Genomic DNA, 23,567 nt, shown 5'->3' on the forward strand with positions numbered 1-23,567 from the left:
CCGGATCAGAACGGCATCCACGGGCTGTTGAAGAAACGCGTCAACCAGCCGGGGTTGCCGGCATCGGCCAGCGCACCCTTGCCGAAGTACTGGATGCGGGCATTGGCCACCCGCAGCGACGACACCTGGTTGTTGCTGTCGATGTCGCCGGCGCGCACGTAGCCGGACAGGCGGATCACTTCCTCGCCCTGGTTCAGCGTCAGGCTCTTCTCGCCTTTCACCAGCAGCAGGCCGTTGGCCTGCACCTGCTGCACGATCACCGTCACCGCGCCCTGCAGCGTGTTCTGCTGCGTGCTGGTGCCCTTGCCATCGAACTTGCGCTGCGCATCCAGCGAGGCATCCAGCTTCACGCTGCTGCCCAGCACCACTGCCGGCTGCACCGCCACGCTGCTGTTCTTGTCCATGGTGGTGCCGGCCGATTTGCTGGCCTGGGTAGTTTCCTGCAGCAGCACGGTAAGCACGTCGCCGACGCGGTAGGCGCGCTGGTCTGCCACCAGCGACCAGCCGCCGGCCGGGGTGTACAGCCCGCCGGACTGGCCGCGCGGTGCGGCCAACTGCGGCGCCGGCGGGTCGTAGCTGCCATCCGGCGGCGGCGGCAACAGCCCGCTGCAGGCGGCCAGCAGCAGCGGGAGCAGCAAGGCGGGCAGACGCGGCGTCATCGTGCTGCTTGCGCCAGGTACTGCAGCATGTTGTCGGAGGCGGACAGCACCTTGGTGTTCATCTCGTACACGCGCTGCGCGGCGATCATGTCCACCATTTCTTCCACCACCTGCACGTTGGAGCCTTCCAGCGCGCCCTGCTTGAGCTTGCCGATGGCGCCCTCGCCCGGCGTGCCCACCGTCGGCGTGCCGCTGGCCACGGTTTCCTTGAACAGGTTGTCGCCCATCGCCAGCAGCCCGGTCGGGTTGACGAAATGCGCCAGCTGCAGCTTGCCCACTTCACTCGGCGCAGTACTGCCCGGCAGCGTTACCGCCACGGTGCCGTCGTCGCCGATGGTGATGCTGGTGGCGTTGGCCGGAATGGTAATGTCCGGCTGCAGCGGCAGGCCCTGCGCGTTCACCAGCCGGCCATCGGCGTTCAGCTGCAGCTGGCCGGCGCGGGTGTAGCCGGTGTCGCCATCGGCCATTTCCACCTGCAGGAAACCGTTGCCGACGATGGCCACGTCCAGCGGCTGGCTGGTGGTCTGCAGATTGCCGGTGGTAAAGATCTTCTGGGTGCCGACCAGGCGGGTGCCGTTGCCCAGCTGGGTGCCGGACGGCGAGCTGTTGTTGGCACCGTTCTGCGCGCCCGGCTGCTGGTCGATCTGGTAGAACAGATCCTCGAACACCATGCGGTCGCGCTTGAAGCCGACGGTGTTGACGTTGGCCAGGTTGTTGGCGATGGCCTGCAGGCGGGCGTCTTCCGCCTGGATGCCGGTCTTGCTGATCCACATTGCCGGATTCATGTTGACTCCTTAGGAACGAATGAGACGGTTGCCGCTGTCGGCCATACCGTCGGCGGCCTTGAACAGCCGCATCTGCAGTTCGAAATCGCGGTTCAGGCCCATGGTCTGCAGCATCTCTTCCACTGCCGACACATTGCTGCGCTCCAGATGGCCGCCCTGTACCCGCACGCTGTCGTCCGCCTCCAGCGTCTGGCCGCTGCGCGGCACGATCAGGCCGGCCTCGTTCTTCACCACGCCGGCGGCCGGCGGGTTCACCAGCTTCAGGCGGTCCACCGCCTGCGCCTCGCTGCCGCCGGGCGGCACGATGCTGATCATGCCGTCCTGGCCGATGCTCAGCCGGTCGTACGGCGGCAGCACGATGGCGCCGCCGTCGCCCAGTACCGGGCGGCCGTTCAGGCTCAGCGCGCCATCGGCATCCACCTCGAAATTGCCGCCGCGGGTATAGGCCTCGCCACCGCGGTAGCCAACGGTGAAATAGCCGGGGCCGCGCACCGCTACGTCCAGCTCGCGGCCGGTCTGCACCAGCGTGCCGCTGGCGGCGTTGACCGCATTGGCCTGCAGCGAGGCCAGATGGCGGTCGTCGTAACCGTAGCCCGGCACCTGCTGCGACTGCGCCACTTCCAGGTCGGCGCGGAAACCGGTGGTTTCCACATTGGCCATATTGTTGGCGTGCACCTGCTGCGCGTGCAGCGCGCGGCTGGCGCCGCTCATTACCGTGTAGATCAAGGCATCCATGGCTTACACCGCCTGCATCAGCGCTTGCACCATGGCGTTCTCGGTCGAGATCACCTTGCTGTTGGCCTGGTAGTTGCGCTGCGCCGTCATCAGCCCCACCAGCTGGCTGGTCACGTCGACGTTGGACTGTTCCAGCGCGCCGGTGGCCAGCTTGCCGGCCATGCCGCTGCCCGGGGTGAACAGCAAGGCATTGCCGGAAGCGGCGGAAGACACCCAGGCGGTATCGCTGACCGCGGTCAGCGCGTCTTCATTGGGGAAGGTGGCCAGCGCCAGGGTGCCGGCGCTCTGCTTCTGGCCGTTGCTGTACTGCGCCAGCAGGGTGCCGTCGGCGGCCAGCGACACCCCGGTCAGCGTGCCGGAGGCATAGCCATTGGTGCTGTTGACGGTGGTGGTGGCCTGGCCGGCGAACTGGGTGCTGCCGGCATAGCTGAGGTTGACCGTCAGCGCCGCGGCACCGGCCGGGGTGCCCAGGTTCAGCGCCACCGGCGCGGCCGGCGCGGTGAGCTGGCCGGCGGTGTCGAAGGTCAGCGCGGTGGTGGTGCCCAGCGCGGTGCCGTCGAAGGCGTAGTGCACGTCGATGCCGGCGCCGGTTTTCACGAAGTACTGGGTGACGGTGTGCTGCGCGCCCAGCGAGTCGTACACGGTGGATACCGCCGAGCTGTTGAACGACAGCGGGTCCGTGCTGCTGAACACCGCCGACGACGGCGGCGTCCAGTCGGCGGACAGGTTGCCGACGTACTGCAGCGTATCGCTGGCCTTGGCCGCCACCTGGCCAGTGGGCACGCTCAGATCGCCGTAGGCGCCCAGCGCACTGGAGCCGGCAATGGCGGCATAACCCTGCGCGCGCTTGCCGTAGCTGTCGGTCAGGTAGCCATCCTTGTCGACGTTGAAAATGCCGACGCGGCTGTACTGGGTAGCGCCGCTGCCGGCATCGCGGGTAACGAAGAAGCCGCGGCCCTGGATGGCGGCATCCAGCGAGCGGCCGGTGGAGATGATGCTGCCGCCCACGGCGATGGATTGCGTCAGCGAGCCGATCTGCACCCCGGTCGGCTGGGTGCCGGCGTAGGCGGAGGCAAAGTTGGCGCGCGACGACTTGAAGCCATAGGTGCCGGAGTTGGCGATGTTGTTGCTGATGGTATCGAGCTGGTCGTTGATGGCATTGATACCGGAAAGCGCGATTTCGAAGCTCATGGGATGTCCTTTCAGCTGGCCACGTTGGCCGCTTGGCCGTTGAACTGGGTAATGGCGGATGCGTCGACGGCGCCGACACCGGAGACGGTCAGCACGGCATTGCCGCTGCTGCCCAGGCGTACGCTTTGCAGCCGGCCGGCGACTTCCACCGCCGGCAGCACGCCAGTGTCGGTCTGCACCGCCACCGAGTAATTGCCGGCCGGCAGGCCATGCTGCGCCGGATCGATACTGAAGTTCACATCGCCGGCCGGGTGTGCGCCCAGTGCCAGCGGGTACTGGCTGCCATCGCTGCCGGTCAGCAGCAGCGTCACCTTGCTCGAGCTGCTGCCCAGCGTGACGCGGCCGGCAACCGGCTCGCTGCCCAGCTGCAACGCCGAGGTGCTCACCATCAGGCTGCTGCCCACTTCGCGGCCCAGGGTCAGCACCTGCAGCCCCTGCAGCGAGCTGTTGCTGGCCACCGACTGGCTGGCCATCTTCTGCAGCGCCTCTACCTGGCTCAGCTGGGTGAGCTGGCTGACGAACTGGCTGGGATCAGACGGCTGCAGCGGGTCCTGGTTCTGGATCTGTGCCACCAGCAGCTTGGTGAACATGTCCGACAGCCCGCTGGCGTCGCCATTGCCGCCTACCGCGCTGCTGCCGCTAGCAGTGGTGGCGCTATTGTTGTTGAGCGTGGCCTGCATCAGCCTTCTCCCAGTTTCAACAGGTCCTGCTGCATGCCCTTCACCCGGGCCAGCACTTCCACATTGGTTTCGAATGCCCGCGAGGCGGACAGCATGTCGGTCATTTCTTCCACCGGGTTCACGTTCGGGTAGAACACCATGCCATCGGCGTTGGCCAGCGGATTGTCCGGCTCGTACGATTTGCGCAGCGGGCTGCTGCTTTGCACCACGTCCAGCACCTGCACCTTGGCGGCGGAGCCACGGTCGGCGAAGTCCTGCCCCGGCAGGAACACGCTGGCAAACACCGGCTTGCGTGCGTGGTAGGTAGCGTTTTCGCTGCCGGCTGCGCTCTGCGCGTTGGCCAGGTTGCTGGCGATGGTGTTGAGACGAATACTCTGCGCGGTCATCGCGGAACCGGCGATCTGGGCGATATCACGGAAACTCATGCTTGCTCTCTATGCTCAGGAAGTGCCGTTGATGGCCTTGGCCAGGCCCTTGAGCTTCATGTTCAGAAACGCAAGGCTGGTCTGGAAATCGGCGGTGTTTTGCGAAAAGGCGGCCTGCTCCACCCCCAGCTCGACGGTGTTGCCGTCCTGGCTGGGCTGGTTCGGCCGGCGGTAGCCCAGTGCCGGGCCATCGGACACGGCCAGCATGCCGTCCTCGTCGCCGCTGGCCAGCTGCTCCATGCTGGCGCGGAAATCCATGTCGCGGGCCTGAAAGCCCGGGGTGCTGACGTTGGCAATGTTCGATGCCAGCACCTTGCTGCGCTCGGCGCGCAGTCGCAGGGCATCGGCATGCAGGCCCAGCGCCTGCTCGAATTGAATCCCCATCTGTGTTTCCTCACTGCCTGCTGCTGTTTCGCCTCCCCGGCAGTTGCCGGGGCCGTATAATTTGCGGCCCTGCCTTGTGGCCAGACCGATACCTACCACCATGTCCGTATTCGCCCACTACCTGCGTACCGCGCTGCTGCTACTGCCGGCCACCAGCACGTTGGCCGCAACGCCGTCTGCCATGCAGCAGGCTGAACAGGCCGCCTACCGCTATCTGGCCGACTACGCCAGCACGCACCAGCTGGCCGATGCCCGCATCACGCTGCAGGCGCTGCCGCCACAGCGCAGCCTGCCGGCCTGTAGCCAGCCGTACAGCATCACCGCCGCCGACACCCGCTTCTGGCAGCGGCTGCGCTTTACCCTGCGCTGCCCCGGCGACACCGGCTACGCCGACATCATCGTGCGCGCTGAGCTGAACGCCCGGGTGCTGGTGGCGCAGCGCGACATCGCCGCCGGCCAGAGCATCGACGCCGCCAGCGTCAGCACGGAAAACCGCGAGCTGTCCGCCATGCCCGACGCGCTGGGCAGCCTGGCCATTGCCGCCGGCCAGACCACCCGCCGGCCGATTCGCAGCGGCCAGGTGCTGCAACAGCGCTTCCTGCAACCGCAAATCCTGATCCAGCGCGGCCAGGCGGTGCAGATCGTCGCCCGCCACGACGGCATCGAAGTCAGCGTGCCGGGCGAGGCGCTGCAAAGCGGCGGCCGCGACGAGCTGATCCGGGTACGCAACCTGGCCAGCAAACGCATCATCAGCGCCGTGGTGCTGGATGCCGGCAGCGTGGCGCCGGCCGATGCGGCCAACGTTGCGCCCTGATTGCCTTACTCAGCCTGTCTTGCTCAGCGTTGCGCCAGCAGGCGCGACGCTACTTGCTGCAGCTTGTCGGCATAGGCCGGGTCGGTGGCATAGCCACCACGGGCCAGCGCCGCGGCAAACGCCCGCGCATCGCTGCCCACCCCCTGCACCGCCGCGTACCGCGGATTGCCCTGCAACAGCTGCACGTAATCGTTGAAGGCGCTGCGGTAATCCGGGTAGGCGCGGAAGCGCTCCACCGTTTTTACCGCCTCGCCGTTCACATGCTCGGTGGTCAGCACATCCGCCACCGCGCCCTGCCAGCCGCGACCGGCCTTGATGCTGAACAGGTTGTGGCTGTCGCCGCCGTCGCCGTTGATCGGCCGCTGGCCCCAGCCGGATTCCAGCGCCGCATGCGCCACGATCAGCTCCGGCGCCACTCCCAGCCGCGCCGCCGCCTCGCCGGCCCACGGCGTCATTTCCGCGACAAAGCGCTGCTGCGCCGCATCGCTCTGCGGCAGCGCCAGGTTGGCCGCACCCTGGGTGCGCAGGCGCCAGGCTTGCGCCGCGGCGCTCAGCCCCGGCGCCTCGCTGGCGGCAAAGCCGTTGGCCACGGTGGCGGCGATGTCGCGCTGCGCATCCCCCACCAGGCGGCCGAAATCCACACCGCGACCGCTACCGCCCAAGGGCAACGCCACGTTGTCGCCGCTAAAGGCAGCGCTGCTTCCAGCCTCAATCCGCCACATAGGTATCGCTCTCGCCGTGCAGCACCCGCTGCATGATTTCCTGCTGGCTGCTCATCAGCCGGCCATTGCGCGCGTTCAGTTCCTTGCAGCGGCGCACCGCCTGCTGCAGCTCCGTCCACCAGCCGGCCAGCGCCGCCGACGGCACCCCGGGCAGGCAATCGATCACCGCCTCCATGCTCACCGCCTTGCTACTGCCCAGCAGCTGCGCGGCCAACGTTGGCCGCAGCCGACGGTGTGCATCCAGCCGTGCCAGCAGCACCTCGATGCGCTGGTTGAGCTCGCCGACGGCAGCGGCGTCATGCTGCAACGCGGCGGCGAACTGCTGCTCCAGCAGCTGCTCCAGCACGCGGTAGTCGTTGCGGTCGCTGGCCACATCGGCCAGCAGCGTCTTGGCGGCGTCGCGCGGGTTCATCCGCGCCCGCCGTGGTAGCGGCGGATCAGGCCGGCCAGCTTGCCGGCATCGAAACTGATGCGGCCGTCGGCCAATGCCGCCTTGATGTCGGCCACGCGCTCGGCATCAATCTCCGGCATGGCGGACAGTGCCGCCTGCGCCGGCTGCAACACTGCCGACTGCAGCGGTGCCGCCGCGGCGGCCGGGGTCGCCGGGCGCGGGGCCACATTGCCGCTGGCGCCGCTATTGGCGGCGGTGTCGCGGACTTCCGGGATAGCGCTACTGGTGCTGATCTTCATCTGTTCATCCTTGCCTGTGCGTTAACTGTGTCGTGCCGACACAGCGACGCAAAAGCCGCAATTCTTAAATGGTCGCCTCATGGCGCCGTGGCCTGCAGTTGCTGCTGCAGCGCCTGCAACGCCTTGCCGTTGGGCGCCACCGTGTCCACGCCGCGCACCAGCGGCACCACTTGCTGCGGCACGCCGTACATATTGGCAATCAACTTTGCCTGCCCGGTAGTCAGAATCAATAATTCGATGCGGCGATTGATGGCGGCCAGCGGCTGCGCCGCATCCAGCGGCGCGCGCTCGGCCATGCCCACCACCTGCAGCACCTGGCCGGCGGGCAGACCGCCCTGCAGCAGGTTCGCGCGCGCGCTCATGGCGCGGCCGCTGGACAGGCTCCAGTTGGAAAACGCGGCATTGCTCTGGCCGCGGTACTGCGCGGCGTCGGTATGGCCGACCACCACCAGCTGGTTGTCGATGCGCGCAAACATCGGCGCGATGCGCAGCAGCAGCTGGCGGAACGGGTCGCTGGGCACCGCGCTGCCGCGCTGGAACATGCCCTGCTTGTCGGTGTCGTGCAGCATCACGCGCAGCCCGTACGGCGTGATCATGGTCTGCAGGTTGCCGGCGAGGCCGGCCTGTGCGCTCAGGTCGGCCAGCACCTGCGCCAGCTCCTGCATGTCGGCGGCGTTATCGAAGCGGGTCTTGCTCAGGCGGATGTCGCCGTTATCGGTGTCGCCGGCACTGTGCTTGCCCGGCGCCTTGGCCTCGACGGCCTGGCCCGGCACCGGCTCGCGCGGAATCAGGCTGCCCGGCGGGTAGCTGATGTGGTCCAGCACGCTGTTGTTGCCTTCGGCGATCACGCTGCCGCCATTGGTGTTCATCACCGCTTCCAGCGCTTCCTGGTTGCGTGCGGCCAACACCCACAGCACCAGGAACAGGCACATCAGCGCCAGGCAGAAGTCGGCGAACGCCACCTTCCAGGCACCGCCGTGCTCGTCTTCCTCGTGGCCGCGCGACACGCGTTTGACGATGGCTTCTTCGCCGTGTTTGTCGTGGATGGCCATGGCTTAGGCGGCTTCCAGGGTGTTGATCCAGGTTTCCAGCTGCGCGAAGCTGGGCTTGATGTTCAGCTGCACCAGGCGGCGGCCGGCATCGATAGCCAGCAGCGCCGGCTTGCCGGACACATGGGTCACCAGCACCACCTTCACGCATTCGAAATCCGACAGCTCGGTGTTGACCAGCTGCTTCATCACGTTGGAGATCGGGTCCAGCACGCCGTAGCAGAAGAAAATACCGATGAAGGTACCCACCATGGCGGCAGCGACACGTTCGCTGATCTCGGCGGCGGAGGCGCCGGAGCTGACGGTGTTCATCGCCATCACGATGCCCAGCACCGCGGCCAGAATGCCGAAGCCCGGCATCGCCTCGGCGATCTTGTGCAGCGACTTGGACGGCTGCACCAGTTGTTCGTGAATCGCTTCCAGCTCCTGTTCCAGCACGCCTTCCAGCTCGTGCGCGCTGATCTTGCCCATCGCCATCAGGCGGAAGTTGTCGACGATGAAGGCCAGCAGCTTGGGATGCTGCAACACCAGCGGGTAGCGGCGGAACAGCGCGCTGTCGCGCGGCGCCTCCACATGCTCGTCCAGCGCCTTCAGGCCGCGGCTGGCGGTCTGCAGCAGTTCGTACATCAGCAGCAGCAGCTGGCGCTGGAACTCGGAATCGCGCTTGCGATGGGTAATGATCTTGCGCAGCTGGGTCATCATTTCCACCAGCACATGCTTGGGGTTGCCCAGCACGATGGCGCCCAGCGCCGCGCCGACGATGATGATGATTTCCACCGGCTGCCAGATCACGTGGAAGCTGCCGCCCATGAACACGAAACCGCCGAACACGCAGGCCAGTACGATGAAAACGCCGAATATCTGCTGCATCTGTGCTTACTCTGTTGAATGTTTCCGTTTCAGGCGTCCGCCAGGACCGCCCGCATTTTCTTCAGCGCCGCCTTGTTGATCTGGCACACCCGTGCCTCGGTCAACTCCAGCACCGCCGCGATTTCCTTCAGGCTCAGCTCGAACTCGTAATACAGCTGGATCACCCGCTGCTCGCGCGCATCCAGCGCCGTCAGCGCCTGCTCCAGGCTGCGGCGGTCCATGTACTGCGCCTCCACGCTGCCGGTCACCTGCTGCCCCACCTCGTCGTGCATCAGCTCGTCGAAGCTGGCCAGCGACTCGGCGTTTTCCGCCAGCAGATAGTCCTGGTAGCCGGCGGCATCCACCCCCAGCGCGGCGCTGGCTTCCGCCTCGCTCGGCTCGCGTCCCAGCTGGCGCGCCAGCTCGCGCAGCGCGTCGCGGTGGCGGTGCGCTTCCTGCCGCACCGAACGCGGCCGCCAGTCCTGGCGGCGCAGTTCGTCCAGAATCGCGCCGCGCACCCGCACCGCGGCATAAGCGCCAAAGCGCTCATCCGGCACGCCGCCGTAGCGGCGCAGCGCATCCAGCAGGCCCATCAGGCCGATCTGCTGCATGTCCTCGCGGTCCAGCGCGCCACCAACCTGCGACAACAGCTGCCGTACCACGCGCTTGACCAGCGGCGCGTAATCGCTCAACACCTGCCGCTCCGCCAGCTGGCCACCCAGCGGCGCCGCGGCTGCATACTCCATTACCAGCGCCATGGCTTACTCGATGATCAGCTTGCCGATCATCGCCTCGCTGAACGGCCGCGGCCGTCCCTCGCGGGCATAGGCACTGTTGAAAGCCTTGTTCACCACCGCCGAGAACTGGTCGATGCTCATCAGCCGCGCCTGCTCCATCGGGTAGGCCGACAGCGCGCGCAGCGCGATGCTGCGCAGCAGCGGCAGGTGCTCCTTGGTGATGGGTTCGTCTTCCGGCGTGGTCTTGAACACCAGATCCACCGCCAGGTAATGGCTCAGCGGCGCGCCGGCGTGGTCGCGCAGCATCACGATCACCTTGTCCAGGCTCACGTACTTGTATTCCTTCACCTCCGCCGGCTCGGCCGCGGCCAACGTTGGCGCCTTGCCCTGCGCCTGCAGCAGGAACCAGCTGCCGCCGGCACCCGCCAGCAGCGCCGTCAGCGCCATCACCCCCATGAATACCCACTTCTTCGCCATGCTTTGCTCACTGCCTGTTGGATGATCGGTGCTCAGGCCAGCGTAAACGCGGCCTGCGCATAGCCCTGCTCTGCTTCGTACAGCGCCTGGCCGGGCCGCTGCTCACGCGGTTCGCCCTGGCGCCCCTGCCCGCCCTGGCCGGCGTGCTGCTGGCGGCTGTCCGCCACCCACACCGCCACCTCGCCGTACTGGCGGTTGCCCAGCCCCTGCCGCAGGCTGTCGCTGATGGCATGCAGCTGGCGCAGCAACTCGCCGTTGCCGGCGGTCAGCTGCACCTGCAGGCTGCCGGCCTCGTGGCGGATGGCGATTTCCAGACTGCCCAGATGCGGCGGGTCGAGACGGATCACCGCGTTGTCGATGCCATTGCCGGCCTGCACCCGCAGGCGTTCACCCAGCGCCTGCTGCAGCGCCTGTCCCCATTGCGCCGGCTGGCTGGCCGGCAGCTTCAGCGGCGCCCACTGCGCCGCTGGCGGCTGTGCCGTGGCCACCGTGCCCGGCATGGCAGGGCTAGCGACGCCGGCTGCTGACGGGGCATCGGCGATGCCCTCGCCGGCACTGTCCTGCCGGCTGCCGCCGGCGGCCAACAGCGCCGCCAATTGTTCTGCTCCGGCGGTGCGCGCAGCGGCCGGGACGCTGCCGGCGCGCGGCGGCGCCAGGTTGGCCGCAACGCTGTTGCTGGCATCGTCGCGGCGGTTGTTGCTGATGGCGGCCAACGGTGGCAACGGCGCCGGGCGCTCTGCCGCGGCGCGCGGCGCCGTCGCGGTACTAGCGCCGATGGCGTAGCTGCTGCCATCCGCCAGTGGTGCGCTAGCGTCCGGCTGCGGCTGCGCCGCTGCCTGGCTCGGCAGCTGCAGCGGCAGCAGCCCGGCGCCCAGCAGCGCCAAGTTGGCCGCCGCGCTATCGGCCGCGCTGTCGCTGTCGCTGTCGGTGTCGGCCGCCGCATCGCTGTCGGCCGCCGCCACGGTGGCGTCGTCGGTTGGGGAGACGGGGTCGGCCGGCGGCTGCGCCGCCTGCAGCAGCGCGGCAAAGGCGGCCACTGCCGGCTGCGGCTGCGCCACCGGTGCGCTGTCGTCGCTGCCCGCGGTCTGGCGGGGCTCGCTGCTCGCGGGGGAGAGGTTGCTCAGCATGCGGGCTTACTCCATCTCTTCTGCGGCCAGGGCGTAGGCGACCCAGCCTTCACGGTTGTGCTGCCAGCCGGCCAGCTGCTCGCCCAGCCGCTGCGTCTCGCTGGCGCAGCTGCGGCGCGCCTGGCGGTGAGCCGCCAGCAGGCGTGGCAGCTGGCTGCGCTCGGCGCTGCTCAGCGGGCGTTGCTGCAAGCGCAGCGCCAGCTGGGCCAGCTCGGCGTCGGCCGCGGCCAACGCGTCCCAGTCCTGGCGCAGCGCCGCCTGCTCCAGCCGGCGCGCCAGCGCCTGCAACAGCGCGGCGTCAGCCATTGGCGGCCTCCACCTGATGCCAGCCGCCTTTCAACGTGGCCACCAGCTTGGTGACCTCGTCGATCATGGCGGTGTCCAGCTTCAGCCCGGCCTCGTTCAGGCGCCAGGCGCAGTAGTCGTACAGCCGCGCCAGGTTGGCCACCACTTCGCCGCCGGTATCCATTTCCAGCGCGCTGGACAGGCCGTTAAGGATGTCGATGCACTTGTTGATGCTGCTGCCCTTGGCCTCGAAGCGCTTGTGTTCGATATGGGCGCGGGCGCGCGCCATTTCTTCCAGCAGCCCGTTCATCAGCACCAGCACCAGTTGCACCGGCGAGGCATTGGCGGTCTGCGCGTCCAGGTTGACAGCGTGATAGCTACGGTAGCCTTCGTAATCCAACATCCACTCCCTTGTTACTGTGTTGCACTCAGGCCGGCGAGAATGCCATTGGTATCGCTCATGCGGGATTGCAGGGTCTGCAGTTGGGTGAACTGCAGCAGATAGCGGTTGAACGCCTGGTCATAACGCTGGCTCAGCTGATCCTGGCGCCGGGTCAGGTCGGTCTGCAGCCGATCCAGCGACTCCTGACGCTGCTTGAGCTGGCCATTGACCGAACCCAGCCAGAGGTTGAGATAGGTCTTGTTGCCAGCCAGCAGGCCGCTGCTGCCGCCCAGCAGCTGGTCCAGCCCGCTGGGGTTGGCCGCCAGTGCCGTCTCCAGCTTGCTCTGGTTCAGCGACAAGGTGCCGTTGCGGTCGGCGCTAACGCCGTAGCTGAACAGCGTCTGGCTGTTGAAGCTCTGGCGCAGCATGCTTTCCAGCTTGCTGCGCAGGCTGCGGATGCCGGCATCGCTGGCGAACACCGACGCCGCCTTGCCGCTGGCGGCATCGCCGGTGTCGGTCAGCTCATCCAGCTTCTGCTTCAGCGTGTTGTAGGCGTCGACAAAGCTCTGCACGTTCTTGGCGGTGCCGCCGTTGTCGGCTGCCACCGTCAACGTCACCGGCGCCGTACCCGGGGCCATGGCCTGGGTGAAGTTGATGCTCACACCGCTGATGCCGGTGTAGCTGTTACTGGCCTGCTGGATGTGGATGCCGCTGTTCTCGGCGCCCAGCCAGACGTCGGCGTCATCTGCCGCGGCCAGCACCACCGGCGCGGCGTTCAGCGCGTTCTGCAGGCTGCTGTCGCCCACCGCCGTGGTATTCAGCGTGATCTGGCTGCCGGCGCCGGTCTTGCCGGCGGTAAGCAGCAGCTGCGGCTGGCCGTTGACGGTCATCACACTGGCGGCCACCTTGCTGCTGTTGCCGGCGGCCTGATTGATGGCGCGGGCGATTTCGGTGGGGGTGAGATTGCCGTCGCCATCCAGGTCGCCGTTGCCCAGCGTCACCGAGAAGCTGGAGCCATCAGCCAAGCTCACACCCAGCGTGCCGGCGCTGCTGGCCGTCACGCTGGTGGGCACACCCTGGTAGGCCAGCTGGTTGGCGCTGGCGAGCTTGGTGACGAAGAAGCTGTAGCTGCCGGCCTGGGCGCTGCCATTGGTGCTGGCGTTGGCCACCGCGGTGTTGGAAAAGGTCGCCGTTTGCTGCAGCACGCTGCTCTTGCCGGACAGGCTGCCGATGGCACTCTGGAACGCCTGCAGGGCGCTGCGCAGCGACTGCAATGCCTTGCTGGTGCTGCTGGCACGCTGGCTCTGGCTATCCAGCAGGGTTTGCGCCTGCTGGGTGTAGGCGGTGGCCAGCTGTTGGGCCAGTTGTGACGGATTGATACTGGAAACGTCGCTCATCTTGCTTTCCCCTGTGCGCCATGGAACGTGGTTGTCACCCGTTCAAGGCGACCGCCCGGGCCGAAAACTGAAATCGGTCGCGCGGTCATGCGCGCCCCCGCAGCCATACCTGGGTGGCCAGATCGTCCTGCCGCTTCTGCTCGCCGCGCTGCTGCTCCAGCTGCCAGGCGCTGCGGCGGCGCTGGTAGCTGTGATCCAGCACTTCGCACTGCCGGCTCAGCTGCTGCAGCGCGCGCTGGCTTACCGCCATATCCGCCTCGTGCAGCGCCAGCTCCTGCTGGTGCTGCGCCATCAGCACCAGTACGTCGTGCTTATAGTTGGCGCAGTTCAGCGCCAGCGCCGGCGCCAGCTGGCCGCTGCTGCCGCTGCCGGCGCACAGCGCCGCCATGCGCGCCAGGTTGTTGCGGTAGCGCTGGCGCAGCGCTTCCTTCTGCGCCTGGCTGATGCCCAGCTGTGCCACTTCGTCCTGACGCAGCGCCACCAGGCGGGCCAGGCTCTGCAGATTGGCGGGGTTGGCGTGTGGGTTCATGCGGCCAGTGCCTCCAGTTGTGCCAGCGTGTGCGCCAGTGGCGCCGCTTCGTCGGTGTCTTGCTGCAGGAAGGCCTCGATCTGCGGGTACAGCTGCACCGCGCGGTCGGTGGCCGGGTCGGCGCCGGGCACGTAGCCGCCCAGCGGAATCAGTTCGCGCACCTGCGCGTAGCGCGCGGCCAGGTCTTTCAGCAGCCGCGCGGCGCGCAGATGGCCGCTGGCGGCCAGCTGGCTCATGCAGCGGCTGACCGAGGCGGCGATGTCGATGGCCGGATAGTGGCCGCGCTCGGCCAGCTCGCGCTTGAGCACGATGTGGCCGTCGAGAATCGCCCGTGCGGTATCGACGATCGGGTCCTGCTGGTCGTCGCCTTCCGCCAGCACGGTGTAGATGGCGCTCATGCTGCCGGCACCCTCGCCATTGCCGGCGCTTTCCACCAGCTGCGGCAGCAGGCCGAACACCGACGGCGGGTAGCCGCGGGTGGCCGGCGGCTCGCCCAGCGCCAGCGCCACTTCGCGCCGCGCCATGGCGTAGCGGGTCAGCGAATCCACCAGCAGCAGCACATGTTGGCCGCGGTCGCGGAAATGCGCGGCGATGGCATGGCACAGCTCGGTGGCCATCATGCGCATCAGCGGCGATTCGTCGGCCGGCGCCACCACCAGGATGGCCTTGGCCAGCCCCTGCGGCCCCAGCGCGTGTTCGACGAACTCGCGCACTTCGCGGCCGCGTTCGCCGATCAGCCCCACCACCACCACGTCGGCGGCGGTCTGGCGGGTAATCATGCCCAGCAGCACGCTCTTGCCGACGCCGCTGCCGGCGAACAGGCCGACACGTTGGCCGCGGCCGATAGTCAGCACGCCGTTGATGGCGCGCACGCCGACATCCAGCACCTCGCGCACCGGCTGTTTCTTCAGCGGGTTGACGCGCGGCGGATGCACCTCCAGTGGCGCGTCGCCGCCGAGTTTGCCCAGGCCGTCGATGGCTTCGCCCAGGCCGTTGACGATGCGACCGAGCCAGGACGGGCCGATCTGCAGGCCGCCCTGCTCGCCGGCCGGCAGCACGCGGGCACCGGTGGCCAGGCCGCGTGCCGGCTTGAACGGCATCAGGTAGGAAATCTCGTCGCGAAAGCCCACCACCTGCGCTTCCAGCCACTGGCCGCTGCCGGTTTCGATCAGGCAGCGCTGCCCGGTTTCGAACGGACAGCCGGTGGCTTCCAGCAACAGGCCGGCGGCGCCGGTGAGGCGGCCGGTGCGACGTGCCACCGGCACCTCGCCCAGTTCCAGCTGGCGCAGCGCGGCGGAAATCATGCGGCGGCCTCCGGCGGCAGCGGCTCGGCCAGCTGCTCGGCCACCTGCTCGATGCAGGCGTCCAGCCGCTGGCGGCAGCCGGCATCGGCTTCGTGGTTGCCGGCGCGCACGCGGCATTCGCCCGGCTCCAGCCGACTGTCCGGCGTCAGCGCCCAGCGCGCGGCACGCTCCGGCGCCAGTTCGCGGATGCGCTGGCATTCTTCCGGATTGAGGAACACGCTGACCTGCTCGTCCGCCACCGGCGGCAATGCGGCCAACGTTTCATCCACCAGCGCCAGCAGTTGTACCGGCTGCAGCGCCAGCTCGCAGCGGATCACCTGGCGTGCCACCTTGGCCACCAGCTCCACCACCTCGCGGCGCAGCGCCTGCTGGTAGTCGCCCTGCAGTTGTTGCAGCGCCTGCAGCATGGCGTCCAGCGGCTGTGCCAGGCTGTCGAAGCGGCTGCTCAGCTGCTGCTGCACGCTGGCATTGCCCTGCTGCCAGCCCTCGCTGTGGCCGGCGGCATAGCCGTCGCGCTGGCCCTGCTCCAGACCGGTGTCGTAGCCCTCGCGAAAGCCGCTTTCCATGCCCTGCTGAAAGCCCTGCGCCAGCTGTGCCTGTTGCTGCACGGCATCGTTGCCACAGCCGGCGGCCACGGACGGCAGCGACAAGGGCGGGAAGCGGTACGGACGGAAGGTGCTCACTCGACCACATCCTCGGCGAACAGCTGCAGGTCGATCTCGCCGCTCTCGGCCAGCTCGCGCACGGTCTGCATGATTTCCTGACGCACCTGCTCCACACGGCTGATCGGCACCGGGCCGGAGCGGCGCATGCTGTCTTCGAACGACTGCGCCTGGCGGCGCGGCATCGACTGCACGATGGCGTTGCGGATCGCCGGCTCGGCGCCCTTGAGCGCGATCGCCCACTGTTCCAGCGCCACCGATTCGACGATGCGCAGGATCACCTGCTCGCTCTGGCGCGACAGCAGGAAGAAGTCGTACATGCTGTCCTCGATGGCAGACACCACGCCCGGGTCGTGCGCGCGCAGCAGTTCCACCATCTGCGCGCGGTCGCCGCTCATGCGGTTGATGATCTCGGCGGCCTGGCGCACGCCTTCCACGCTGGCGCTCTGCATGCCCAGGCTTTCCAGGCAGCGGTTCACCACCTGTTCCAGTTCCTGCAGCAGTTCGCGGTCGATTTCCTTCAGCCGCGCGATGTTGACCAGTACCTGGTCGCGCTGCGCGGCCGGCAGCGCCTCGATGACCTCGCTGGCCTGCGCCGACGGCAGAAAGGCCAGGAACACCGCCTGCATGCGCACGTGCTCGCCGCCGATGCGTTCGGCCAGCCATGCCGGCTGCACCCACTGCAGCCGCGCCATTTTCGGGCGGATGGCATCGCCGTAGATGCTGTTGAGCACGCTGCTGGCGATGTCGCTGCCCAGCGCCAGATCCAGCGAGCGCTGCAGGAAGGAACGCGAGGCGCCATGCACCCCGCTCTGTTCGCGGTATTCGTCAAAGAACTGCTGCAAGCTGTGGCGCACGGTGTCCACCTTGATGCCGCTCATGCGCGACATCACCTGGGTGACCTCCAGCAGCTCGTCGCGCGACAGGCAGCGCAGCACCGCGGCGGCCGGCTCTTCGCCCATGCTCAACAGCACGATGGCGGCGCGCTCCACCGGCGACAGTTCTTCGCCCGGGTTGGCGGTGAGATTCAGCGTATCAGCCACGTTTCTGCACCCATTGTTTGACGACTTCGGCCACCCGCTCCGGCTCTTTGCCGGCCAGGGTCTTCAGGTGATCCACCAGCACGTCGACACTGGAACCGGCCGGCGGCAGATCGTAGTTTTCCAGCAGCGGCACCATCGGCAGCGCGGCGGCGGCCGGGGCGGCCAGCGCCGCTACCGGGTTGGCCGCCAGTGCTTCTTCTGCCCCCTCCTGCGGTGCGGCCAACGCCGCCTGCGGCGCCATGGCGATTTCGTTCAGCTCCACTTCCTGCTGGCGGGTGGCCAGCCACTCGCGCAGCAGCTTGAACAGCGGCCGCACTAGCAGCAGCCAGCCCAGCAGCAGCATCAGCGCGTACAGGCCATAGCCGACGGCGCTTTCCACCGTGCTGCGCTCCTGCCACCACGGCAGCGGCGCCTCGCGCGCCGGGAAGCTCAGCGACGACACCACCAGCTTGTCGCCGCGGGCGGCATCCAGCCCCAGGCCGTTGCGCAGGATGCGGTCGATATTGGCCAGCTGCGCCGGGCTCCAGCCGTTGGCCGGGGTCGGCGACGCACTGTTGTTGAGCACCACCGCCACGCTCAGGCGCTTGAGCGAGCCGCGGCTGCGCTTGACCTGGGTGATGGTGCGGTCGTAGGCGTACTGGCGGGTGGCGGCGTTCTTGCGCGACACATTCGGCGCGGCGCCGGCCGGCGCGGAGGCCTCGATGGTGACCGGACGATTGCTCAGCGAGCCGGGCACGCCCAGCGCCAGCGGTTCCTGGTCCTGTTCGTCGCGCACCGCCTCGTTGGTGACTTTCGGCGCTTCGCCGTATTGCTCGCGGGTTTCTTCCACCCGGTCGTTGTCGACGTCGGCGGTAACGCTGACCTTGAAGTTGTTGTCGCCCAGCGTCGGCGCCAGCAGTTCGCGCACATTGCGCAGGGTGTCGTTGCGGAAGCGGGAGGCGGCGTCGCTGCCGCCGGCCAGACCGGCCACGCCTTCGCTGGTATCGACGTGGGCGGACAGGAAGTTGCCGTCCTGATCCACCACCGTCACCCGCGCCGGCTCCAGGCTGGCCACGCTGCCGGACACCAGGTTGATTACCGCCAGGGTCTGCTCGGCATTCAGCTGCTGTCCCGGCTTGAGGTTGAGCATCACCGAGGCCGAGCTTTTCTCGCCGTCACTGCTGACGAACGAGCTGCTGCGCGCCAGCGACAGATGCACGCGGGCATTGGCCACCGGCCCCAGCGCCATGATGCTCTGCGCCAGCTCGCCTTCCAGCCCGCGGCGGAAGCGCACGTCCTGCACGAACTGGCTGACGCCCAGCGGATCGTTCTTGTCCACCAGCTCCAGCCCGTCCGGCAGCTTGGCCACCACCCCCTTGCCGGCCAGCAGCATGCGCACGCGGCCCAGCTCGTCTTCCGGCACCAGCACCTGGCCGCTGGCCGGGTGGATGCGGTAGTGGATTTGTTCGGCGTCCAGCACCGCCATCATGTCGGCGGCTGGTACGCGCTCCTGCGCGCCGAACACCGGTTTGTAGCGGGCATCGTCATGCCACAGGTACATCATCGCCAGCGCGGTGATACCGGCGGCCAACAGCAGCATCGGCAGCAGCATGCGCAGCGCGGATGGCGACCACAGGCTGCGCGCCGAAGCGATGCGGCCAACCCGGGATTTGAGCGAATTGATCACGTCCGGCCCACCTTACAGCGACAGCTTGCTCAGCTCATCCACGGCGCCCACTACCTTGTTGCGCACCTGGGTCAGCATCGAAAACGACAGACTGGCCTGCTGGCTGGCCAGCATGGCGCCCACCAGGTCGTCACTACGGCCGCTATCCACCGCGGCCAGACGGTCGGCGGCGGCGTGTTCCTTGGCATCCACATTGACGAAGGCCTGGCGCAGGCTGTCGCCAAAACTGGCGCCGCCCGGCTGGGCGCCGCTGGCCGGCTGGATAACCTCGCCACCCAGCGCCGTCATGTCGCTCTGGATACGCGCACGGTCGGCAAGAATGAGCTGGATCGACTGCTCGAACATGACACCCCCTGATACGGCACCGGCAGCCCTGCCGAAGCCCCTGAATTTCCAACAGAAAAAACGAATTACGTGTACGTAATAACGCCATCCACACCGTCACACTCCGTCACAAACTCAAAACGTAAGCAGTACGGAATGGATACATTTTACAGATAAACCGTCCGATATTAAAATTTATCCATCAACTGACGAGCTGTTTCTTTAACTTACAGTTACAAGAAGAACTTAAGTCCTTACCTTTACTAGGTTTTTTACTGTGACAAACTGCACACAGCGGCACAGAAACCGCACCGTGCTGGACCGGTACTTCATCGACAAAAATGATTGAAAAACAGTAATAAAGCCGCGCAGCAGGTGGGGGTACCACCTGCGCCGCGGCCTTGACGGGTAAAAAAACAACAGCAGCAAAAGTGCGCGCCCGCGATGGTGCAGCACCCGATTCCCCAATCGACTTGATGAGCAGCCAGTAAGTGACCAAACGTACGCAAGCCCTGAGCAGGGCCAGAAGCAAGCTGCTCGCCACCGACGACGCCAGCCGCTGTCCGGTACTCGACCCGCGCACGCTGGGGCGGCCGTTTCACCAGTTGCAGGATTTCACCGCGCGCCTGGGCGAGGCCCTGGGCCGCTACTTTTCCCAGCGCTTCAACCGCCGTTATGGCTGCGCCTTCAGCGTCGGCGGCGTACGCCTGCAGCTGGCGCAGACCCCGCCGGGCATGCAGTGGTGCAGCTACCGCACCGCCGGCGGGCAGATCAGCGTGGCGCTGAAACGCTCGCTGCTGCTGACGCTGCTGGACTACCGCTACGGCGGCAGCGGCGAGCTGCCGCCGGGCGCCGATGCCGCGCCGGAAACGGAAAGCGAGCTGCGGCTGCTGGACCTGCTGGGGCGCGAGTTAGCCGCCCTGCTGCAGCAAAGCATCCAGCCGGAAGCCACGGCCGCGGCCACCGATGCCGGGCCGCTGCTGTTGCAGCCGCCAGCAGCCGGCAGCCAGCTGCTGCAGATCACCCTGCACGAGAACACCCGCCAGCTCAGCGGCATGCTGTGGCTGGCCTTGGACGAACGCTGGCTGGGCCAGTTGCTGGCCAGCGTGGCGCCGCGCCAACTGCCCTCCCCGAGCGACGAGCACGCCACCCTGCCACTGGGGCGCCAACTGCAGCTGCGGCTGCACGCGCAGCTGCTGGAACTGCAGCTGCCGCTGGGCGAGCTGCTGGCGCTGCGCCCGGGCGACACCCTGCCGGTGCGCCTGCCGCCGCTGGCGCGGGTGCAGGTCGGCGACGCCCACCTTTTCGATGCCGCCGTGGCCGAACACGACGGCAAGTTGTGGCTAACCTCTTTTCAAGATGTGGAGTAAGGCATGGAGCCTACCGACGCTTTCGATATCGACGCCATGTTGGCCGCCCCGGCCGACACCGCCCCGGAACCCGCGGCCAACGCTGCGCCGCGCCGCGACAACCTGCAGATGCTGCGCAAGATTCCGGTCACCCTGACGCTGGAAGTGGGCAGCGCTAAGGTGTCGCTGCTGGAGCTGATGGCCATCGGCCCCGGCTCCGTAGTGGAGCTGGACCGGCTGGCCGGCGAACCGCTGCTGATCAAGGTCAACGGCACCACGGTGGGCCAGGCCGAGGTGGTGGTGGCCGGCGACAACTACGGGCTGAAAGTGGTGGAGCTGGCAGCGCTGGATCTGGACACGCTGCAACCATGATGCGACGCAGTTGGCGTTACGCCGTGCCGGCCGGCACGGCGTTGTTGTGTTCCGGTGCAGCCATGGCGGCCTCGGTGCCGTTGCTGTCCGGCACCGCCGCCGGCGCGCCGGTGGATTTCACCGTCAAGACGCAGATCCTGATCATCATGACGCTGCTCGGGCTGTTGCCCGTGCTGCTGTTGATGATGACCAGCTTCACCCGTTTCGTGATCGTGCTGTCGCTGCTGCGCCAGGCACTGGGGCTGCAGCAGGGCCTGCCCAACCGGGTGCTGACCGGGGTGGCCATGGTGCTGACCATCCTGGTGATGCGCCCGGTGGGGCTGGAGGTATGGCAGAAGGCATTTGTGCCCTACGACCAGGAACAGATCGGCTTCCAGCAGGCTGTGCTGATCGCCGAGGCGCCGCTGTCGCGCTTCATGCTGGCGCAGACCGGCAAGACCGCACTGGCGCAGGTGGCGCGGCTGTCCGGCGAGAGCAAGATCAGCCAGCCGCAGCAGCACAGTTTTCCGGTCAAGTTGGCCGCCTTCATGCTCAGCGAGCTGAAAACCGCGTTCCAGATCGGCTGCCTGCTGTTCATCCCGTTTCTGGTGATCGACCTGGTGGTGTCGTCGGTGCTGATGGCGATGGGCATGATGATGCTGTCGCCGCTGGTGATCTCGCTGCCGCTGAAACTGTTGCTGTTCGTGCTGGTGGACGGCTGGACGCTGACGGTCAACACGCTGGTCTCCAGCATTCAGGCGTATTGAGATGCTGACTCCCGAACTCGCGGTCGATCTGGTGACCGACTCGCTGCAGGTGGTGATGCTGCTGGTGGCGGTGCTGGTGGTGCCGGGCATGGTGGTGGGGCTGCTGGTGAGCCTGTTCCAGGCGGCGACCCAGATCAACGAGCAGACGCTGAGCTTCCTGCCGCGGCTGATGGTCACCCTGCTGGTGATCTGCGTCAGCGGGCACTGGCTGGCCGAGACGCTGATGGATTTCTGCGTCGATATCTTCCGCCGCGCCGCGCAGCTGGTGGGTTAGCGCCGGCATGGAAGCGCTGTTCACCCAGCTGCCGCAGCTGTTGCTGGCCGTGTGGTGGCCGTTCTGCCGCTTCATGGCGGCGCTGTCGATGTCGCCGATGGTGGGCGATGTGATGGTGCCGGTGCGCACGCGCCTGCTGCTGGCGCTGACGCTGGCGGTGGTGGCGCTGCCGGGCACGCCGGCGCCAGCCATCGACCCGTTCTCGCTGCACGGCATCGCCAGTGCGCTGGAGCAGGTGATCATTGGCAGCGTGTTCGGCCTGGTGTTCCAGCTCACCATCGCGCTGCCGCTGCTGCTGGGCAATCTGGTGTCGTCGCAGATGGGGCTGTCGATGGCGGTGATGAACGACCCGGTGAACGGCTCGTCGTCCGACGTGATCTCCAGCCTGCTGTTCGTGCTGTGCGCCCTGGTGTTTTTTGCCATCGACGGCCACCTGGTGCTGGTCAACGTGGTGTACGCCAGCTTTCGGGTGTGGCCGGTGGGGCACGGGCTGGATGTCACCGTGCTCAAGCTACTGGTCTACCAGGTGGGCTGGGTGTTTTCCGCCGCGCTGCTGCTGGCGCTGCCGATCATTTTTTCCACCCTGGTGGTGCAACTGGGTCTGGGGTTTCTCAACCGCGTGGCGCCGACGCTGAACCTGTTCTCGCTGGGCTTCTCGGTGGTGACGCTGTTCGGCCTGTTCATGCTGGCGCTGCTGGTGCGCACCCTGCCGGAGCATTACCTGCAGTTCACCCAGCACATGCTGGAACTGCTCGATCGTAGCCTGGAGGCGACGCATGGCTGAGCACAGCAGCGGCGACAAGACCGAAAAGCCATCGCAGCAGAAGCTGCGCAAGGCGCGCGAAGCCGGTCAGGTGGTGCGTTCGCGCGATGTGGCCACGGCCATCGGCATCGTGCTGAGCCTGAAGCTGCTGTTGCTGCTGCTGCCGGGCTGGCTGGATGACTTCCGCCGCCTGTTTGCGCTGAGCATGACTCACGGCGGCAGCGAGGGCGCGCTGGACAATGCATTGAGCGAGGCGTTTCCGGCGGTGCTGTGGCTGCTGGCCAAGATGCTGCTGCCGCTGGCGGTGATTCCGCTGGCCATCATCGCCGGCTCGCTGTTTCCCGGCGGCTGGATGTTCAGCATGTCGCACTGGCAGCCCAAGCTGGAGCGGCTCAATCCTGCGGCCAACGTTGGCCGCATGTTTTCCGCCAAGCAGCAGCTGCAGGTCGGCAGCTCGCTGCTGAAGGCGCTGCTGCTGTGCCTGCTGCTGTGGCACCTGGCGGCAGACAGCCGCATGGACTACCTGCGGCTGCAGTCGCTGCCGCTGTCCGAGGCCATCGCGCATGGCGCCGGGATGATGCTGGATGGGGCGCTGGCGCTGGGCATGGTGTTCGTGCTGTTCGCGCTGCTGGACCTGCCGCTGCAGTGGCTGCTGTTCCAGCGCAGCCAGCGCATGAGCAAGCAGGAAGTGAAGGAAGAACACAAGAGTAACGAGGGCCGCCCCGAAGTGAAAAACCGTATCCGCCAGCTGCAACGCCAGTTCGCCATGCGCGGGCTGCGCAAAGCCGTGCCCCAGGCCGACGTGGTGATCGTCAACCCGACCCACTACGCGGTGGCACTGAAATACGACGATAAGCGCGCCGAGGCGCCGTTTGTCATCGCCAAGGGGGTGGACGAAATGGCGCTGGTGATCCGCGAGCTGGCCAGCGCCCACCGCGTCGAGGTGCTGGAACTGCCGCCGCTGGCGCGCGCCGTCTACCACACCAGCCAGGTGAACCAGCAGATCCCCGCCGCGCTGTACCAGGCGGTGGCGCAGGTGCTCACCTATGTACTGCAACTGAAGGCGTTCCGTAACGGCCGCCGCCGCCGCGAGCCAGAGCTGCCCGCCGATTTCCACCTTCCGCACGAACTGACCGAGCCACGCTGA

General features: G+C 67.4%; 31 protein-coding genes. 7 read left to right on the forward strand and 24 right to left on the reverse strand.

What is annotated here, in order from left to right:
* Positions 1-5 precede the first annotated feature (5 nt).
* Genes flgH through flgB form a run of 7 tightly spaced genes read right to left on the reverse strand, consistent with a single transcriptional unit; the run spans position 6 to position 4,859 of the window.
* Positions 6-659, reverse strand: a complete 654-nt coding sequence (gene flgH, locus ABNW52_RS15550) for a flagellar basal body L-ring protein FlgH (protein ID WP_349589712.1) — start codon at positions 657-659, stop codon at positions 6-8.
* Complete coding sequence (gene flgG, locus ABNW52_RS15555; protein WP_349589715.1) at positions 656-1,444, reverse strand: flagellar basal-body rod protein FlgG; 789 nt, start codon at positions 1,442-1,444, stop codon at positions 656-658. The genes flgH and flgG overlap by 4 nt, the downstream gene beginning before the upstream one ends.
* A gap of 9 nt (positions 1,445-1,453) precedes the next feature.
* On the reverse strand, positions 1,454-2,179 hold the full coding sequence (locus ABNW52_RS15560) for a flagellar basal body rod protein FlgF (protein WP_349589718.1): 726 nt from the start codon (positions 2,177-2,179) through the stop codon (positions 1,454-1,456).
* Positions 2,180-2,182: 3 nt separating this feature from the next.
* Positions 2,183-3,370: a flagellar hook protein FlgE gene (locus tag ABNW52_RS15565; protein ID WP_349589719.1), complete on the reverse strand. Its 1,188-nt coding sequence runs from the start codon at positions 3,368-3,370 to the stop codon at positions 2,183-2,185.
* Between the two features lie 11 nt (positions 3,371-3,381).
* On the reverse strand, positions 3,382-4,050 hold the full coding sequence (locus ABNW52_RS15570) for a flagellar hook capping FlgD N-terminal domain-containing protein (RefSeq protein ID WP_349589722.1): 669 nt from the start codon (positions 4,048-4,050) through the stop codon (positions 3,382-3,384).
* Entirely contained in the window at positions 4,050-4,475 is a 426-nt protein-coding gene (gene flgC / locus ABNW52_RS15575) for a flagellar basal body rod protein FlgC (protein ID WP_349589724.1), read from the reverse strand. The genes ABNW52_RS15570 and flgC overlap by 1 nt, the downstream gene beginning before the upstream one ends.
* Positions 4,476-4,490: 15 nt before the next feature.
* A complete protein-coding gene (flgB, locus tag ABNW52_RS15580) occupies positions 4,491-4,859 on the reverse strand; it encodes a flagellar basal body rod protein FlgB (RefSeq protein ID WP_349589727.1) in 369 nt (122 codons plus the stop codon).
* A 100-nt stretch (positions 4,860-4,959) separates the two neighbouring features.
* On the opposite strand from flgB, the gene flgA reads away from it, so the two are divergent.
* On the forward strand, positions 4,960-5,673 hold the full coding sequence (gene flgA / locus ABNW52_RS15585) for a flagellar basal body P-ring formation chaperone FlgA (protein ID WP_349589730.1): 714 nt from the start codon (positions 4,960-4,962) through the stop codon (positions 5,671-5,673).
* Between the two features lie 23 nt (positions 5,674-5,696).
* Here the strand turns inward: flgA and flgJ are convergent, their stop codons facing one another.
* The 17 genes from flgJ to ABNW52_RS15670 all read right to left on the reverse strand — a co-directional run bounded on the left by flgJ (position 5,697) and on the right by ABNW52_RS15670 (position 18,937).
* Positions 5,697-6,347 carry a flagellar assembly peptidoglycan hydrolase FlgJ gene (gene flgJ / locus ABNW52_RS15590; RefSeq protein ID WP_349589732.1) on the reverse strand — a complete coding sequence of 217 codons (651 nt, stop codon included), beginning with the start codon at positions 6,345-6,347 and terminating at the stop codon, positions 5,697-5,699.
* Between the two features lie 34 nt (positions 6,348-6,381).
* Positions 6,382-6,807 carry a flagellar protein FlgN gene (locus ABNW52_RS15595; RefSeq protein WP_349589735.1) on the reverse strand — a complete coding sequence of 142 codons (426 nt, stop codon included), beginning with the start codon at positions 6,805-6,807 and terminating at the stop codon, positions 6,382-6,384.
* Entirely contained in the window at positions 6,804-7,085 is a 282-nt protein-coding gene (flgM, locus tag ABNW52_RS15600; protein WP_349589737.1) for a flagellar biosynthesis anti-sigma factor FlgM, read from the reverse strand. Before flgM ends, ABNW52_RS15595 begins: the two co-directional genes overlap by 4 nt.
* Positions 7,086-7,162: 77 nt before the next feature.
* Positions 7,163-8,137, reverse strand: coding sequence for a flagellar motor protein MotB (locus ABNW52_RS15605; RefSeq protein WP_349589740.1), 975 nt, complete (start codon positions 8,135-8,137; stop codon positions 7,163-7,165).
* A gap of 3 nt (positions 8,138-8,140) precedes the next feature.
* The gene (gene motA / locus ABNW52_RS15610; protein WP_349589743.1) at positions 8,141-9,004 is read right to left on the reverse strand and encodes a flagellar motor stator protein MotA; all 864 of its coding nucleotides are present in this window, start codon (positions 9,002-9,004) and stop codon (positions 8,141-8,143) included.
* Positions 9,005-9,033: 29 nt separating this feature from the next.
* Complete coding sequence (gene fliA / locus ABNW52_RS15615) at positions 9,034-9,729, reverse strand: RNA polymerase sigma factor FliA (protein ID WP_349589746.1); 696 nt, start codon at positions 9,727-9,729, stop codon at positions 9,034-9,036.
* Between the two features lie 15 nt (positions 9,730-9,744).
* Entirely contained in the window at positions 9,745-10,197 is a 453-nt protein-coding gene (locus ABNW52_RS15620; RefSeq protein WP_349589749.1) for a flagellar basal body-associated FliL family protein, read from the reverse strand.
* 32 nt (positions 10,198-10,229) lie between these two features.
* A complete protein-coding gene (locus ABNW52_RS15625; protein ID WP_349589751.1) occupies positions 10,230-11,324 on the reverse strand; it encodes a flagellar hook-length control protein FliK in 1,095 nt (364 codons plus the stop codon).
* A gap of 6 nt (positions 11,325-11,330) precedes the next feature.
* Positions 11,331-11,630 carry a hypothetical protein gene (locus ABNW52_RS15630; RefSeq protein ID WP_349589753.1) on the reverse strand — a complete coding sequence of 100 codons (300 nt, stop codon included), beginning with the start codon at positions 11,628-11,630 and terminating at the stop codon, positions 11,331-11,333.
* The gene (gene fliS / locus ABNW52_RS15635) at positions 11,623-12,012 is read right to left on the reverse strand and encodes a flagellar export chaperone FliS (RefSeq protein WP_349589756.1); all 390 of its coding nucleotides are present in this window, start codon (positions 12,010-12,012) and stop codon (positions 11,623-11,625) included. Before fliS ends, ABNW52_RS15630 begins: the two co-directional genes overlap by 8 nt.
* An 11-nt stretch (positions 12,013-12,023) precedes the next feature.
* Positions 12,024-13,388: a flagellar filament capping protein FliD gene (fliD, locus tag ABNW52_RS15640; protein WP_349589759.1), complete on the reverse strand. Its 1,365-nt coding sequence runs from the start codon at positions 13,386-13,388 to the stop codon at positions 12,024-12,026.
* Positions 13,389-13,473: 85 nt separating this feature from the next.
* The gene (locus ABNW52_RS15645; RefSeq protein WP_349589761.1) at positions 13,474-13,917 is read right to left on the reverse strand and encodes a flagellar FliJ family protein; all 444 of its coding nucleotides are present in this window, start codon (positions 13,915-13,917) and stop codon (positions 13,474-13,476) included.
* Positions 13,914-15,221, reverse strand: a complete 1,308-nt coding sequence (gene fliI / locus ABNW52_RS15650) for a flagellar protein export ATPase FliI (protein WP_349589764.1) — start codon at positions 15,219-15,221, stop codon at positions 13,914-13,916. The genes ABNW52_RS15645 and fliI overlap by 4 nt, the downstream gene beginning before the upstream one ends.
* Positions 15,218-15,904, reverse strand: coding sequence for a flagellar assembly protein FliH (gene fliH, locus ABNW52_RS15655; RefSeq protein ID WP_349589767.1), 687 nt, complete (start codon positions 15,902-15,904; stop codon positions 15,218-15,220). The genes fliI and fliH overlap by 4 nt, the downstream gene beginning before the upstream one ends.
* Positions 15,901-16,926, reverse strand: a complete 1,026-nt coding sequence (locus tag ABNW52_RS15660) for a flagellar motor switch protein FliG (protein ID WP_349589771.1) — start codon at positions 16,924-16,926, stop codon at positions 15,901-15,903. The genes fliH and ABNW52_RS15660 overlap by 4 nt, the downstream gene beginning before the upstream one ends.
* A complete protein-coding gene (fliF, locus tag ABNW52_RS15665) occupies positions 16,919-18,592 on the reverse strand; it encodes a flagellar basal-body MS-ring/collar protein FliF (protein ID WP_349589774.1) in 1,674 nt (557 codons plus the stop codon). Before fliF ends, ABNW52_RS15660 begins: the two co-directional genes overlap by 8 nt.
* A gap of 12 nt (positions 18,593-18,604) precedes the next feature.
* Entirely contained in the window at positions 18,605-18,937 is a 333-nt protein-coding gene (locus tag ABNW52_RS15670; protein WP_349589777.1) for a flagellar hook-basal body complex protein FliE, read from the reverse strand.
* 470 nt (positions 18,938-19,407) lie between these two features.
* Between ABNW52_RS15670 and ABNW52_RS15675 the strand changes: the two genes are divergently transcribed.
* From ABNW52_RS15675 to flhB, 6 genes are read left to right on the forward strand one after another with little or no spacing between them, the layout of a single operon-like run.
* The gene (locus ABNW52_RS15675; protein WP_349589780.1) at positions 19,408-20,286 is read left to right on the forward strand and encodes a FliM/FliN family flagellar motor switch protein; all 879 of its coding nucleotides are present in this window, start codon (positions 19,408-19,410) and stop codon (positions 20,284-20,286) included.
* 3 nt (positions 20,287-20,289) lie between these two features.
* On the forward strand, positions 20,290-20,637 hold the full coding sequence (gene fliN / locus ABNW52_RS15680) for a flagellar motor switch protein FliN (RefSeq protein WP_349589782.1): 348 nt from the start codon (positions 20,290-20,292) through the stop codon (positions 20,635-20,637).
* Positions 20,634-21,383 (forward strand): flagellar type III secretion system pore protein FliP, encoded by a 750-nt coding sequence (gene fliP / locus ABNW52_RS15685; protein ID WP_349589785.1) that lies wholly within the window; start codon positions 20,634-20,636, stop codon positions 21,381-21,383. The genes fliN and fliP overlap by 4 nt, the downstream gene beginning before the upstream one ends.
* A 1-nt stretch (position 21,384) precedes the next feature.
* Positions 21,385-21,657 carry a flagellar biosynthesis protein FliQ gene (fliQ, locus tag ABNW52_RS15690; protein WP_349589787.1) on the forward strand — a complete coding sequence of 91 codons (273 nt, stop codon included), beginning with the start codon at positions 21,385-21,387 and terminating at the stop codon, positions 21,655-21,657.
* A gap of 7 nt (positions 21,658-21,664) precedes the next feature.
* Positions 21,665-22,441 carry a flagellar biosynthetic protein FliR gene (locus tag ABNW52_RS15695; RefSeq protein WP_349589790.1) on the forward strand — a complete coding sequence of 259 codons (777 nt, stop codon included), beginning with the start codon at positions 21,665-21,667 and terminating at the stop codon, positions 22,439-22,441.
* Positions 22,434-23,567 carry a flagellar type III secretion system protein FlhB gene (gene flhB / locus ABNW52_RS15700; RefSeq protein ID WP_349589792.1) on the forward strand — a complete coding sequence of 378 codons (1,134 nt, stop codon included), beginning with the start codon at positions 22,434-22,436 and terminating at the stop codon, positions 23,565-23,567. Before ABNW52_RS15695 ends, flhB begins: the two co-directional genes overlap by 8 nt.

Source organism: Vogesella oryzagri (genome assembly GCF_040148885.1).
Classification (GTDB): domain Bacteria; phylum Pseudomonadota; class Gammaproteobacteria; order Burkholderiales; family Chromobacteriaceae; genus Vogesella; species Vogesella oryzagri.

Excerpts from the sequence above, each read along its gene's own strand:
- ABNW52_RS15645 (WP_349589761.1), bottom strand. The coding sequence starts at position 13,917 with ATGAACCCACACGCCAACCCCGCCAATCTGCAGAGCCTGGCCCGCCTG.
- fliN (WP_349589782.1), top strand. The coding sequence starts at position 20,290 with ATGGAGCCTACCGACGCTTTCGATATCGACGCCATGTTGGCCGCCCCG.
- ABNW52_RS15595 (WP_349589735.1), bottom strand. The coding sequence starts at position 6,807 with ATGAACCCGCGCGACGCCGCCAAGACGCTGCTGGCCGATGTGGCCAGC.
- fliQ (WP_349589787.1), top strand. The coding sequence starts at position 21,385 with ATGCTGACTCCCGAACTCGCGGTCGATCTGGTGACCGACTCGCTGCAG.
- flgC (WP_349589724.1), bottom strand. The coding sequence starts at position 4,475 with ATGAGTTTCCGTGATATCGCCCAGATCGCCGGTTCCGCGATGACCGCG.
- motA (WP_349589743.1), bottom strand. The coding sequence starts at position 9,004 with ATGCAGCAGATATTCGGCGTTTTCATCGTACTGGCCTGCGTGTTCGGC.
- fliS (WP_349589756.1), bottom strand. The coding sequence starts at position 12,012 with ATGTTGGATTACGAAGGCTACCGTAGCTATCACGCTGTCAACCTGGAC.
- ABNW52_RS15620 (WP_349589749.1), bottom strand. The coding sequence starts at position 10,197 with ATGGCGAAGAAGTGGGTATTCATGGGGGTGATGGCGCTGACGGCGCTG.
- flgB (WP_349589727.1), bottom strand. The coding sequence starts at position 4,859 with ATGGGGATTCAATTCGAGCAGGCGCTGGGCCTGCATGCCGATGCCCTG.
- ABNW52_RS15625 (WP_349589751.1), bottom strand. The coding sequence starts at position 11,324 with ATGCTGAGCAACCTCTCCCCCGCGAGCAGCGAGCCCCGCCAGACCGCG.
- ABNW52_RS15565 (WP_349589719.1), bottom strand. The coding sequence starts at position 3,370 with ATGAGCTTCGAAATCGCGCTTTCCGGTATCAATGCCATCAACGACCAG.
- flgM (WP_349589737.1), bottom strand. The coding sequence starts at position 7,085 with ATGAAGATCAGCACCAGTAGCGCTATCCCGGAAGTCCGCGACACCGCC.
- fliD (WP_349589759.1), bottom strand. The coding sequence starts at position 13,388 with ATGAGCGACGTTTCCAGTATCAATCCGTCACAACTGGCCCAACAGCTG.
- ABNW52_RS15560 (WP_349589718.1), bottom strand. The coding sequence starts at position 2,179 with ATGGATGCCTTGATCTACACGGTAATGAGCGGCGCCAGCCGCGCGCTG.
- ABNW52_RS15605 (WP_349589740.1), bottom strand. The coding sequence starts at position 8,137 with ATGGCCATCCACGACAAACACGGCGAAGAAGCCATCGTCAAACGCGTG.
- ABNW52_RS15670 (WP_349589777.1), bottom strand. The coding sequence starts at position 18,937 with ATGTTCGAGCAGTCGATCCAGCTCATTCTTGCCGACCGTGCGCGTATC.
- flgA (WP_349589730.1), top strand. The coding sequence starts at position 4,960 with ATGTCCGTATTCGCCCACTACCTGCGTACCGCGCTGCTGCTACTGCCG.
- ABNW52_RS15695 (WP_349589790.1), top strand. The coding sequence starts at position 21,665 with ATGGAAGCGCTGTTCACCCAGCTGCCGCAGCTGTTGCTGGCCGTGTGG.
- fliI (WP_349589764.1), bottom strand. The coding sequence starts at position 15,221 with ATGATTTCCGCCGCGCTGCGCCAGCTGGAACTGGGCGAGGTGCCGGTG.
- fliA (WP_349589746.1), bottom strand. The coding sequence starts at position 9,729 with ATGGAGTATGCAGCCGCGGCGCCGCTGGGTGGCCAGCTGGCGGAGCGG.
- fliP (WP_349589785.1), top strand. The coding sequence starts at position 20,634 with ATGATGCGACGCAGTTGGCGTTACGCCGTGCCGGCCGGCACGGCGTTG.
- flgG (WP_349589715.1), bottom strand. The coding sequence starts at position 1,444 with ATGAATCCGGCAATGTGGATCAGCAAGACCGGCATCCAGGCGGAAGAC.
- flhB (WP_349589792.1), top strand. The coding sequence starts at position 22,434 with ATGGCTGAGCACAGCAGCGGCGACAAGACCGAAAAGCCATCGCAGCAG.
- ABNW52_RS15630 (WP_349589753.1), bottom strand. The coding sequence starts at position 11,630 with ATGGCTGACGCCGCGCTGTTGCAGGCGCTGGCGCGCCGGCTGGAGCAG.
- flgH (WP_349589712.1), bottom strand. The coding sequence starts at position 659 with ATGACGCCGCGTCTGCCCGCCTTGCTGCTCCCGCTGCTGCTGGCCGCC.
- ABNW52_RS15570 (WP_349589722.1), bottom strand. The coding sequence starts at position 4,050 with ATGCAGGCCACGCTCAACAACAATAGCGCCACCACTGCTAGCGGCAGC.